11 protein-coding genes and 1 pseudogene are annotated in these 11,722 nt (G+C 72.1%); 5 read left to right on the top strand and 7 right to left on the bottom strand.

The features are described 5' to 3' along the window. Positions 1-93 precede the first annotated feature (93 nt). Together Ae717Ps2_RS38895 and Ae717Ps2_RS08005 are read right to left on the bottom strand one after the other, a co-directional pair. Positions 94-1,190, bottom strand: a pseudogene (locus tag Ae717Ps2_RS38895) (substrate-binding protein). 361 nt (positions 1,191-1,551) lie between these two features. Next, positions 1,552-1,923 (bottom strand): helix-turn-helix transcriptional regulator, encoded by a 372-nt coding sequence (locus Ae717Ps2_RS08005; protein WP_075305581.1) that lies wholly within the window; start codon positions 1,921-1,923, stop codon positions 1,552-1,554. A 286-nt stretch (positions 1,924-2,209) separates the two neighbouring features. On the opposite strand from Ae717Ps2_RS08005, the gene Ae717Ps2_RS08000 reads away from it, so the two are divergent. Next, entirely contained in the window at positions 2,210-2,698 is a 489-nt protein-coding gene (locus Ae717Ps2_RS08000) for a (2Fe-2S)-binding protein (RefSeq protein ID WP_075311529.1), read from the top strand. A gap of 19 nt (positions 2,699-2,717) precedes the next feature. Here the strand turns inward: Ae717Ps2_RS08000 and Ae717Ps2_RS07995 are convergent, their stop codons facing one another. Together Ae717Ps2_RS07995 and Ae717Ps2_RS07990 are read right to left on the bottom strand one after the other, a co-directional pair. Then, positions 2,718-3,689 (bottom strand): DUF3048 domain-containing protein, encoded by a 972-nt coding sequence (locus Ae717Ps2_RS07995; protein ID WP_075333180.1) that lies wholly within the window; start codon positions 3,687-3,689, stop codon positions 2,718-2,720. Positions 3,690-3,720: 31 nt separating this feature from the next. Then, positions 3,721-4,533: an IclR family transcriptional regulator gene (locus tag Ae717Ps2_RS07990; RefSeq protein WP_143510336.1), complete on the bottom strand. Its 813-nt coding sequence runs from the start codon at positions 4,531-4,533 to the stop codon at positions 3,721-3,723. Between the two features lie 126 nt (positions 4,534-4,659). Here Ae717Ps2_RS07990 and Ae717Ps2_RS07985 point away from each other — a divergent pair, with 126 nt between their 5' ends. The 3 genes from Ae717Ps2_RS07985 to Ae717Ps2_RS07975 all read left to right on the top strand — a co-directional run bounded on the left by Ae717Ps2_RS07985 (position 4,660) and on the right by Ae717Ps2_RS07975 (position 6,994). Continuing rightward, positions 4,660-5,502: an IS5 family transposase gene (locus Ae717Ps2_RS07985; RefSeq protein ID WP_075329730.1), complete on the top strand. Its 843-nt coding sequence runs from the start codon at positions 4,660-4,662 to the stop codon at positions 5,500-5,502. Between the two features lie 140 nt (positions 5,503-5,642). Further along, positions 5,643-6,485, top strand: coding sequence for an IS5 family transposase (locus tag Ae717Ps2_RS07980; RefSeq protein WP_075329730.1), 843 nt, complete (start codon positions 5,643-5,645; stop codon positions 6,483-6,485). A 65-nt stretch (positions 6,486-6,550) separates the two neighbouring features. Then, a complete protein-coding gene (locus tag Ae717Ps2_RS07975) occupies positions 6,551-6,994 on the top strand; it encodes a nuclear transport factor 2 family protein (RefSeq protein WP_075305578.1) in 444 nt (147 codons plus the stop codon). Positions 6,995-7,004: 10 nt separating this feature from the next. On the opposite strand, the gene Ae717Ps2_RS07970 is transcribed toward Ae717Ps2_RS07975, so the two are convergent. After that, on the bottom strand, positions 7,005-7,673 hold the full coding sequence (locus Ae717Ps2_RS07970) for a dihydroorotase family protein (protein WP_020627992.1): 669 nt from the start codon (positions 7,671-7,673) through the stop codon (positions 7,005-7,007). Between the two features lie 14 nt (positions 7,674-7,687). Between Ae717Ps2_RS07970 and Ae717Ps2_RS07965 the strand changes: the two genes are divergently transcribed. Further along, the gene (locus Ae717Ps2_RS07965; RefSeq protein WP_075333179.1) at positions 7,688-8,515 is read left to right on the top strand and encodes an MFS transporter; all 828 of its coding nucleotides are present in this window, start codon (positions 7,688-7,690) and stop codon (positions 8,513-8,515) included. A gap of 465 nt (positions 8,516-8,980) precedes the next feature. On the opposite strand, the gene Ae717Ps2_RS07960 is transcribed toward Ae717Ps2_RS07965, so the two are convergent. Beyond that, entirely contained in the window at positions 8,981-9,829 is an 849-nt protein-coding gene (locus tag Ae717Ps2_RS07960) for an enoyl-CoA hydratase/isomerase family protein (RefSeq protein WP_158071473.1), read from the bottom strand. Between the two features lie 11 nt (positions 9,830-9,840). After that, on the bottom strand, positions 9,841-11,520 hold the full coding sequence (locus Ae717Ps2_RS07955; RefSeq protein WP_075333178.1) for an AMP-binding protein: 1,680 nt from the start codon (positions 11,518-11,520) through the stop codon (positions 9,841-9,843). Between the last annotated feature and the right edge of the window lie 202 nt (positions 11,521-11,722).

Here is an 11,722-nt window from a genome sequence, read left to right as displayed (position 1 = left end):
GAAACCTAGGACCGACCCCTCATCGTGTCAACGCTTGCAGACACATTGACAAGATCCGGAAACGCGGCGACCCACGCCGGCAACACGGCGTGGTCAGGGGTGCGCGGGGCCGTCGCCCATCGAGCCGAAGGTCGTGCCGCGGGCCTCCGCCAGGTACAGCGGCTGGTCGACGTGGTGCTCGCCGTGCAGGTCCAGGGTCCCGCGGGGCAGGTCGTAGCGGCCGCGCCGGATCTCGTCGGCGACGGCCACCGGGTCGGTCGAGCGGACCTTCCGGGCCGCCGCGGCCCACACGTGGATCGCCTCGAACATCGACTCCGACAGCGACGACAACGGCGGCGCCCACCGCCCGAACCGCTGCCGGTACCGCTCCAGGAGCGTCCCGTTGCGCTCGGTCTGCAGGTGCTGGAAGTAGCCGGACACCCCGTGGATCCCCTCGGCCGCGGCCGACCCGATCCGTTCGAGGGTCGCCTCGTCCATGGCGGGCCCCAGGCTCACCGTGCGGTCCCGCAGCCCCATCGCGTGGCACCGGCGCTCGAAGGCCGCGGCGTCGGCGCCGACGAAGGTGCTCAGCACGACGTCGGCACCCGATGCGGCGATCCGCTCGACGAGCGGGGTGACGTCACCGCCACCGAGGGGGCGTACCCCTCGCCGACCAGCACCGCCCCCTGGCCGGGGAGGATCTCGCGGGCGACGGCGTTGACCGAGCGTGGCCACACGTAGTCGTTGCCCGCGAGGAACCAGCGCCGGCCGCCGGCCGCGCGCATGACCGGACGGGCCGCCGTCGCGAGCTGGGTGGCCGGCCGCTCCCCCAGCCGGATCCGCAGACGGGACTCCCCGCCGCCCTCGTTCATGTTGGTGTGCACGACCAGCACGTCCTGCCCGGACAGGGCGGCCGAGACGGCGTGGTAGGTCGCCGAGGTCGTCATCAGGAAGATCGTGCGGCAGCCGGCCCGGACCAGCCGCATCGCCTCCAGGGCCCCGGTGCCGGGGTCGGTGGCGTCGTCGGCCTCCAGCAGCTCCAGCGGTCGCCCCCCGATCCCGCCCGAGGCGTCGATCTCCTCGACGGCGAGCGCGGCCACGTTCCCCACGGCCGAGGCGAACAGGCTGCCCGACCCGGAACGGCTGGTGATCACCCCGATCCGCGGTCCGTCGGCGGGGCCGTCGGGCAGCGGATGGCCGCGGCGGCGCATCAGCCACTCCAGCCCACGGCGGTCGATCTCGGCGTCGAGCCGGACGCGGGTCCCACCGGGCGCGTCGTCGAACCGCAGCCGGATGCGGCCCCGCCAGGGCTGGTCGTGGGTGATGGTGATGGCCCGGGAGACACGCAGGTCGCTGATCCGGCCCAGCACGTCCACCGGGGGCCCGCCGGCGATCGGTGCGCGCAGCGCGACCGGGGCACCGACGACGACCCGGTCGCAGACCGCGTCGAACAGCCAGCCGGCGCCCTCGGTGCCGAACCGGTCGAAGACCACCGTCGGGGCCGCGGCGGCGAACCTCTCGACCGCGAGCGCGATCGACCCCACGGTCAGCGCCGGTGTGACGACACGCCGGTCATCCGGTCGCGTCGGCCCGATACGTCATGCCCTGATCCTCCACCGCCGCCCCCATCTCGTCGAGGGTCGACTGGAACAAGGCCCGCAGCAGGGCGATCACGTCGGCCGCCGCACCGTGCGGATCGATCGCGTAGTAGCGGAACCGGCCCGAGCGTCGCTCGGTGACCAGCCCCGCGACGCGCAGCACCCGCAGGTGGGTGGACACCGCGGTGCGCCCGACGGAGGTGATGCGCTCGGCGAGGTCTCCGGCGCTGCACTCCTCCTGCTCGGCGAGCACCGTGAGGATCTCCCGGCGGACGGGATCGGCGAGCGCGTCGAAGGCGAGGCCCGCTTCCTTGCCGCCGCCCGAAGCGTCATGATCTGATGACACGTCAGGGATAGTAGCGTGAACCGCTCCGGGACGCGTGCCCGTGTCGCGGTCCTGTGCCCACGGCCACCGGGACCGAGTGCGGGTGACTCACCGGGTCAGGTCGACCACGACCCGGCCCGGCGCCGTCCGTCCGCGCAGCGCCCCGGGCCGCCCGCGGGATCTCGCGCCACCCGACGACCAGCCCGACGCCCGGGTCGATCGCCCCCGCGGTAACCAGGTCGAGCACCCGCCGACCGACACCGACCGGACCGCCGGGGAGCACACCGACACCGCACGTCCGGTGCGCATGACGGTGAACGGGCAGCCGGTCCGCCACCACGTCGAGCCGCGCCGCACCCTGTCCGACTTCCTGCGCCGCGACTGCGGCGCCACCGGGGTCCACCTGGGCTGCGAGCACGGGGTGTGCGGGGCGTGCACCGTCCTGCTCGACGGCCGCACGGCCCGCTCCTGCTGCACCCTCGCGGTCCAGGCCGACGGCGGCGAGGTCACCACCGTCGAAGGACTCGCACAGGGCGGTGAGCTGGATCCGTTGCAGGAGGCGTTCTGGCGTCACCACGGCCTGCAGTGCGGGTTCTGCACGCCCGGCATCCTGCTGACGGTCACCGAGTTCCTCGCGGAGAACCCCGATCCCAGCGACGAGGAGATCCGCGCGGCGATCTCGGGGAACATCTGCCGGTGCACGGGGTACCAGTTCATCGTCGACGCCGTCCGCAGCGCCGCGGCCGTGCTGCGCGGCGAGCCCGCACCACAGGCCCCGGTGGACAGGGAGGGGTGACGGCCGCCCGTCCGGCCGGTCACCGCGCGGCGAGCAGCACCCAGGTGTGCCCCGGACGCACGGGCATCTCACGGCCGTCGGGGGTCGTGAGACGGAGGGGGTCGGCGACGGCGGGACGGGACCACCGTGCGGGGAAGGAACGACCCTCACGCAGGACCTCGGCCTCGCCCGCCCCGACGGTGAGCGCGATCGGGGAGACCGAGCCGGCGCTGTCGCGGACCGACGACTCGGCGACGGCGACCCGTTGCACGACCACCGTGTCCGCCCGCACCGGTCTCCGGTCCGGACCGGAGACCGCGGTCCGGTCGCCGGTCGCGACCGTCCAGGTGTCGTCCTGCGCGCTCCAGGTGACGGTGACGGTGGTGGCCCCGACCCGGACGGAGCGCTGCGGGACGGGGGCTCCCCCGTCCGGCGCCGGGCCGAAGCGCAGGCCGATGTCCTGGACCGGCCCCGCCTGCGGCACCCGTCCGCGCAGTGCCGTCAGGTCCACGTAGACGTTCAGCGGCGCCGGCCGCCGGTCGTCACGCCGGAACGCCTCCGGCAGGTCGCGGGGCACGACCGGGACCACCGCGGCGGCGCGGAGCCGGTCCATGACCGGTGGCGCGGCGCCGGAGAAGACGAGGGCGGGCCGGCCGTAGGCGCCGAGGACGCCGATGTCGGTCTCCCGGGCGCTGCGCACCGGCCCCACCGAGCGCGGCAGCTGCGAGGCGAACACCGCGAGCAGCCGGGTGAGACCACCCTCGACCGGCTCGACGTAGACGACGTCGGCCGCCTCGACGCCGTCCCACGGGCGCGCCGCCGCGGTGTTGTCGATCTTCACGGCGAACACCCGTGCCCCCGGCTCGGAGGGCAACCCGGTGAGCGGTGACAGCAGCGGTGCCGGTGTCGCCGGAGCGGTCACCGGCACCGGGACCGCGGGCGACGGCGCGCATCCGACGGCGCCCGTCAGCACCAGCCCGAGAAGGGCCGCGACCACCGGATGTGCACGCACCGGCGCACGGTACTCCCGCGCCGCCCGTGCGTCAGCGGTCGAGCCGCGGGTGCTCCGGCGGCAGGACGTCGAGCGCGTACCGGCGTCGGGTCGCGTCGGGGCCCAGCATCGCCGACAGCGGACCCGCGATGTCGTCGGCGGCGGCCCGCACCGTGCCCGCGAGCCTCCGGAGACCGTCCTCGTCGACGGCGGCCTGGGGCCCGGACAGCGACAGCGCACCCATCACCTCCGACGCCGAGGTCAGCGGAACCGAGATCCCACGCCGACCGGCGTGATTGGCGGCGGAGGAGAAGGCGAACCCGTCGCCGCGGATGCGGCGCAGCTCCGTGCGCAGTGTGCCGTCCTCCTCCCCCGCGCGGGCCCCCAGGACGGCCTCGATCTCCGACTCGGGAAGGTGGGCGAGGATGGCCCGGCCACTGCACCCCCGGGTCAGCGGTGACCGCTCGCCGATCCGCGTCCGCCACGACGGGTCGTGGTCGTGCGGAGGCACGGCAGCCAGCAGCAGGACCCGGTCGTAGCCGCTGCGCACGTGCAGCCGCGCGCTCAACGACGTACCACCCGCGAGCCGGACCAGGACCGGGTAGGTGAGCGCGCGGAGCTCGGGCCAGGGGCCGAGCAGCGCACCCAGCCCGATCGCCCGGGTCCCGACCCGGTACCCCCGGCGGCCGACGTGGTCGACGAAACCTTCCTCCTGCAGGGCCCGCAGCACGCGGTAGGTCTGGCTGACCGGTGCGCCCAGCCGCTCCGCGACGGCGGGCAGCGCCGCCGGCTGCTCCATCCCCGCCAGCGTCTCCAGGACCACGACCGAGCGTGCGAGGACCGACGTCGTCGGCGTAGTTGTCACGAGGTGCAACTTAGAGGTCGCGCGGATTGATCACAGCTGGGTCGCGGCCGGGTGTCGATGGTGAGGGGCGGGCACGGGCCTGTCGATCATGAAGTTGTTGACTCTTCGTGATCGTCTGGAGGCCGCGTGCCCGCCCTGCCATCATGGTTGACCGAGCCGTTGTGGGACCAGTTCGCCGCGCTGCTGCCGCCCCGGGTCGAGTTCGATCCCACTCATCCGTGGGGCTGTCACCGCCGCCGGATCGCGGATCGGGTCGTGTTCGACAAGCTCCTGCAGGTGCTGCGGTTCGGCTGCCCGTATCAGGGCGTCTCCGACAGCACCTGCTCGGCGACCACCATCCGCGATCGCCGTGACGAGTGGATCCGGCTCGGGGTCTTCGCCCAGCTACGCCGGATCGCCCTGGACGCCTACGACCGCATCGTCGGCCTGTTGCTTGACGACGTTGCCGTCGACGGCGCCATCACCAAGGCCCCCGGCGGCGGTGAGGTCGCCGGACCGTCACCGGTTGACCGGCGTAAACAGGGCATGAAGCGATCGGTGCTCGTCGAGGGCCATGGCATCCCACTGGGCCGGGTCCTGGCCGGGGCACACCGCCACGACTCCCCGCTACTGGGCCCCACTCTCGACCACCTCGACGCTCTCGGCCCGCTGCCCGACGACATCACCGTGCACCTCGACGCCGGCTATGACTCCGGTAAGACCCGCGACACACTCACCGAACGGGGCCTGCACAGCGAGATCGCGCGCAAGGGCGAGAAAGCACCGATCCAGGCCACCCAACGCTGGCACATCGAGCGCACCAACGCCTGGCACAACAGCTTCAACCGGCTGCAGCGCTGCTACGAACGCCGCGAAACCGTCGTCGACGCGTTCTTCGACCTCGCCGACACCATCATCACACTCCGTAGCCTGATCCGGCAGGCCTGGACCACGCACCGCTGGGACAGCCGACCACACCGCCGCCCATGATCATCCATCAATCCGCGCGACCTCTTAGAGGTCGCGCGGATTGATCACAGCTGGGTCGCGGCCGGGTGTCGATGGTGAGGGGCGGGCACGGGCCTGTCGATCATGAAGTTGTTGACTCTTCGTGATCGTCTGGAGGCCGCGTGCCCGCCCTGCCATCATGGTTGACCGAGCCGTTGTGGGACCAGTTCGCCGCGCTGCTGCCGCCCCGGGTCGAGTTCGATCCCACTCATCCGTGGGGCTGTCACCGCCGCCGGATCGCGGATCGGGTCGTGTTCGACAAGCTCCTGCAGGTGCTGCGGTTCGGCTGCCCGTATCAGGGCGTCTCCGACAGCACCTGCTCGGCGACCACCATCCGCGATCGCCGTGACGAGTGGATCCGGCTCGGGGTCTTCGCCCAGCTACGCCGGATCGCCCTGGACGCCTACGACCGCATCGTCGGCCTGTTGCTTGACGACGTTGCCGTCGACGGCGCCATCACCAAGGCCCCCGGCGGCGGTGAGGTCGCCGGACCGTCACCGGTTGACCGGCGTAAACAGGGCATGAAGCGATCGGTGCTCGTCGAGGGCCATGGCATCCCACTGGGCCGGGTCCTGGCCGGGGCACACCGCCACGACTCCCCGCTACTGGGCCCCACTCTCGACCACCTCGACGCTCTCGGCCCGCTGCCCGACGACATCACCGTGCACCTCGACGCCGGCTATGACTCCGGTAAGACCCGCGACACACTCACCGAACGGGGCCTGCACAGCGAGATCGCGCGCAAGGGCGAGAAAGCACCGATCCAGGCCACCCAACGCTGGCACATCGAGCGCACCAACGCCTGGCACAACAGCTTCAACCGGCTGCAGCGCTGCTACGAACGCCGCGAAACCGTCGTCGACGCGTTCTTCGACCTCGCCGACACCATCATCACACTCCGTAGCCTGATCCGGCAGGCCTGGACCACGCACCGCTGGGACAGCCGACCACACCGCCGCCCATGATCATCCATCAATCCGCGCGACCTCTTAGGTCGTCCGGCGCCGTCGCCCGACTCCAGACTGGATCCATGCACAACGACGCGATCTCCGAAACGATCACCGACCGCACCGAGCTGTTCGCCCACCTCGCCGACCCCGCCACGGCCGCGGCGTTCTTCGAGCGGGTGGCCGACGACGTGTCCTGGACGGTCGAGGGCACCCATCCCCTCGCCGGGCACTACGCGTCCAAGACCGCCTTCACCACCGCGACCTTCGACCGCCTCAGCCCGCTCATGCGGGACGGGGTCCGGCTCGAGGTGGTCGACCTGCACGTCGCGGGAGACGTCACGGTCGCCGAGTTGCACGCGACGTCGACGACCCTCGACCGAGCCCCCTTCGACAACGACTACTGCTGGGTCTGCCGTTTCGACTCCCCCGAGCCCGACGCCCGCATCGTCGAGGTCCGCGCCTACCTCGACAGCGCGATGGTCGCGTGGACGGTGACCCGCAACGAGGCGCTGAAGGCGGGCTGACCCGCCCGGTTCACCGGCCGGTGGGGCGGTGCAGGTAGCGCCCCGTCGGCTGCCCACAGACCGTGCCGCCGTCGAAGATCCGCCTGCCCCGCAGGAAGGTGGTCTCGACCGTCGCGCCGATCTCCATCCCGCGGAAGGGCGTGTACTCCTGGGTGGACTCCGAGTCGGCCGGGTCCACCACGACCGAGCGGTCGGGGTCGACGAGCACGATGTCGGCGTCGAACCCGGGCGCGATGTCGCCCTTGGTGGGCAGCCCGAGGCGCTGGGCCGGGTTGGTGGACACCAGCTCAGCGACCCGGGACATCGACAGGCCGCGCTTGCGACCCTCGCCGACGAGGCCGGGCAACAGGTACTCGGTGCCACCGAAGCCGGACTTCGCCGCGAACACGTCGTCGCGGTCCGCGCCGAACTTCTTCTCCTCCTTGCAGCAGGCGTGGTCGGACACGACCCAGCTGACGTCACCGGCGAGCAGGTGCTCCCACAGCTTCTCCACGTCGGCGCGGGGCCGCAGCGGCGGGTTGACCTTGCCGCCGACCCCGTCCGCGGTGGTGACGTCGGCGAGCAGGTGGCCGATCGTCACCTCGCGGCGAAAGTCCACGTGCGGGAACGCCCGGGCCATGAGCATCGCCGCCTCCATCGCCTTGGCCGACGACAGGTGCAGCAGGTTGATCGTCGGCAACCGGGCCGCCGACCGTGATCGAGGGCCGGTTCGGCCAGCTCGGCGGTCAGCACGGCGGCGGGATGTTCTGGACCCTGGCGATCTTCGGCGCGGTCTGGGCGGTGTTCGCGCTGGCGTTGCTGCGTGACCTGCCCGAGGAGTCGTCGCGGGTGAACGCCGCCGAGCGGGAGCTGATCGCCGCCGGGCAGGAGCCCGACGCGGGGCCGGGCCGCTCCCGGGTGCGGTGGCGCCCGCTGCTGACCAACCGCAACCTCTGGGTCGTCGCCGGCGGCTACTTCGCCTGGGGCTTCATGTACTGGCTGCCCTCGTTCCTGTCCGACGCCTACGGGCTCAGCGTCAAGCAGGCCGGCGCGTTCTCCGTCGCGCCGTGGGCGTGCGGCATGGTCGGCGCACTGGCCGGCGGCGTCATCGTCGACCGGGTCTACCGGCGCAGCCCGCGGGTGCGCAGCCGGTTCGCGGTGATGGGCGTGGCCCTGCTGCTCGCGGGCTGCTCGCTGGTGCCGCTGGCGATCTCGCCGACGCTCACCGTCGCACTGATCTCGATCTCACTCGGGGTCGGTTTCGGCTTCGTCACCGGCGGGATCTGGTGGGTCGCCGCGATCGACGCCGCCCCGGACCAGCCGGGCAGCGCAGCCGGGTTCGCCGACGCCGCGTTCGCCTCGTCCGGCATCGTGGCCCCCTCGGTGATGGGCTTCATCGTCGCGGGCACGGGCACCTTCACCAGTGGGTTCGTCGTGATGGCCTGCCTCGCCGTCGCCGGTGCCCTCCTGATGCTGCTGGTGCCGCGCGAGCCGGTGCCCGCGGCGGTGACCGCCACGGAGACCGCGGGCAACCCTGTGTGAGAACGGCAGGGACAGGACCGCACCTTCGATCATCAGTCGCCACGCCGCTCCGCGGGACGACGAAGGATCGAGACGGGCGGGAGTGTGGTCATGAGAGAAGCGCCCGGACGTCGGGACCAGTCGAACCGTCTCTGTAGGTGCGGGGCCCAGCCGTCGGGCTGGGCCCCGCACTGCGTCATGGGCCATGGACTTGCCGACCCGCGCCTCACGGGTAGGCACCGCGCCGATCGGACGTGAGCGCGGGCGGACGTGCGGGCTCCGGTCCCCGTCCTGCCGGATCGGCCTCTGCGAGGACCGACAGCCCCGCTCCCCCAACGTCGGGAGCGACTGTCCACCACCTCGATCCGGAAGCCCGACTCGTGTCCACCGAGGAGGAACGTCAGCCGGGGTCGTCGGGTACGTGGCAGCGACCGGGGACCGGAACCGCCTCGGTGCTCATGACCTTCTCCGACCGAACGGCGGTCATCATCGGGTTCGATCGCGAAAGGCACGCAGCCCATCGCGCAGGTCCTCGGAGGCGACGTGGCCGGCGAACGTCCCGTACTCGAGCTCCAGGGCCTCCTCGGTCGGGAGGTCCCGGGCCGTGGTCGCAACGCGTTTCACCTCGGCCAGACCGCGTGCGCTGCGGGTCGCCAGCCTCCGGGAGAACGCGAGTGCCCGGTCCACCAGCCCGGCGGCCGGCACGATCTCCTGGACCAGACCCCACTCCCGGAAGCGCTCGGCGGACTCCAGATCGCCGGTGAGCAGCAGCCGCCGGGCGGCATTCGCCGGGATCTTCCGCTCCAGCCGGACCGCTCCTCCGCCACCAGGCAGCACCCCGTAGCGGAGGTGGCCGTCGCCCATGCGTACCTCCGCGGCCGCGAACACCACGTCGCATGCCAGGACCAGCTCGAATCCACCGGCGATCGCGGTGCCGTTGACCGCGGCGACGACGGGCAGCCGGGAGGTCTCGAGCCTGCGGAAGGTACGCCCGGCGCGTCGGACGAAGTCCAGGATCTCGCCCTGCCGTCCGTCGAGCCGCTCCAGGAGCTGCCCGAGGTCGGCGCCGGTACAGAAGGCCGACCCCGTCCCCGTGATCACCATGGCGCGGATACCCTCGTCCGCCTCCACCACCTCGACGGTCTCCTCGAGCAGGTGCAGGAGTCCGTCGGAGAGTGCGTTGAGCCGCTGCGGCCGGTTGAGACGGACCAGCGCGACCGAGTCGACGACCTGCAGCTCGATCAGGTCCCCACGTCGCTCGACCGCCTCACCGCGTCCACGCACCGGACCGGGCGCGACGGAGGCGTGACCCGGACCGGTCTCCGTGTGCTCCACCCGGTGCTCGCTCAGGCCTGCGCGAAGAGGGCGTGATGCTGCCGGCGGAGCTTGTACTTGAGGATCTTGCCGCCCACGGTCTCGGGAAGGGCGTCGGCGAACACGACCGCCTTGGGCGTCTCGTAGCCCCCCAGCTTCGCCCTGCAGTGCGCGAGGATCTCCTCCTCCGCTGCCTCGGCTCCCTCTCTCAGCACCACGACCGCCGTGACCGCCTCGCCCCAGTGCTCGTGCGGCAGGCCGATCACCGCCGCCTTCTCGACCGCCGGGTGCCCGTGCAGGACGGACTCCACCCGCAGGCTGGAGACGTTCTCGCCACCGGACTTCACGATGTCCTTGAACCGGTCGACCATGATCCGCAGGCCGTCCTCGTCGACCGAGGTGCTGTCCCCGGAGTGGAACCAGCCACCGCGGAACGCCTCCCGGGTCGCCTGCTCGTCGAGGTAGTAGCCCGCCGTGACGGTCGGACTGCGGTACACCGCCTCCCCCGGGACACCCGGGCTCCGACGCACCGACGCGCCCGTCTCGTCGACGACGTCGGAGGCGAGCAGCGGGCTCGGGACGCCGACGTAGTTGACGGCCGGGGCGGTGCGCTCGTAGATCTCGTGCCACTTCGCGGGCCAGAACCGGTGGCAGGCGATCGCCTCGGTCTGTCCGAAGATCCCCAGCACCACCAGGCCTGGGGCCTCGGCCTGCAACGCCGCGTACACCGCGGGCTCGAGTGCACCCCAGCCGTAGACCAGCACGGTCAGGCTGGACAGGTCCGCGCCGGAACGGCGGGCCTCGCCGACGACGGCCGTGACGAACTGCGGGGAGCCCGCCCACAGCGCGGTGGGGCGCTCGGCCGCGACCGTCGCAGCGACCTGGTCGGGCACCGGGCGGCGTCCCAGGACGAGGGACCCACCCGCCAGGAACGCGGACAGGGTGAAGACCTGGTCACCCACGTGGTAGATCATCGGCAGGTGGGTGGCGACCCTGAGGTCGGCCTCGACAGCGAGCCCACGGGTCAGCGACACCGTGAAGTTCAGGGCGGCGAGATGGCTCGAGCCGTGCGAGATCATCGCACCCTTGGGCATCGCCGTGGTGCCCGAGGTGTAGAGGATCTGCCAGATGTCGTCGGCGTGGATCTCGACGTCGGGCTCGGTGGTCGGCATGCCGTCCAGGAACGCCCCGAACGCCACACTCCCCGCCACCGGGTCGCCGCCGATGGTGATCGTGGCGCCGACCCGCAGGCCGGTCGCGGCGAAGGCGGCCTCGGCGCGCGGCCACAGCTCGGCGTCGACGATCGCCAGACCCGGCTCGACCTGACGGATCAGGTGCTCGAGCACGTCCGGGGCGAGGGCCGGGTTGACCGGCACCACCACCATCCCCGCCTTCGCGACACCGATCTTCGCCAGGTAGGCCTCGACCGAGTTCTCGCTGAACAGGAGAACCCTCGCCCCCGGCTCGAGCCCCGCAGCCGCCAGGGCGTGGGCGACCTGGCCGGTGATCTCGTCCGCCTCACGGTAGGTGACGGAGGCGAACCGCTCCTCACCGTGCGCACCGAGGCGGCCGGTGATCGCGATCTTGTCCGGGTAGCTCCAGGTCAGACGCTCGAACACGTCCCCGACCAAGGTCCGTTCCCACCGGTTCACCGCGCGCCGTCCGCGCAGACGGGTGACGTCGATCTTCTCGAGCTGTCCCTGCAGGTCCACACCAGCCTCCTTGCCGATCCACCTGACGGCGCACAGCATCGCGTCACACGACGTACATCACAACCCCCTAGTCACCAGCAATTCACAACGTGACCGGCGGACCACCCACCCACCCCGGCGACCTCTCACCCGAGATCAATCGAGATGAGCAGCAGCTCACCGCGCACTCGGCGCCGAGACTTGCCACCTCCGACTTAGTGAA

This window comes from Pseudonocardia sp. Ae717_Ps2 (assembly GCF_001932475.1).
Lineage (GTDB): Bacteria > Actinomycetota > Actinomycetes > Mycobacteriales > Pseudonocardiaceae > Pseudonocardia.
This window is presented reverse-complemented; position numbering and strand designations above follow the sequence as displayed.

Excerpts from the sequence above, each read along its gene's own strand:
- Ae717Ps2_RS08000 (WP_075311529.1), top strand. The coding sequence starts at position 2,210 with ATGACGGTGAACGGGCAGCCGGTCCGCCACCACGTCGAGCCGCGCCGC.
- Ae717Ps2_RS07975 (WP_075305578.1), top strand. The coding sequence starts at position 6,551 with ATGCACAACGACGCGATCTCCGAAACGATCACCGACCGCACCGAGCTG.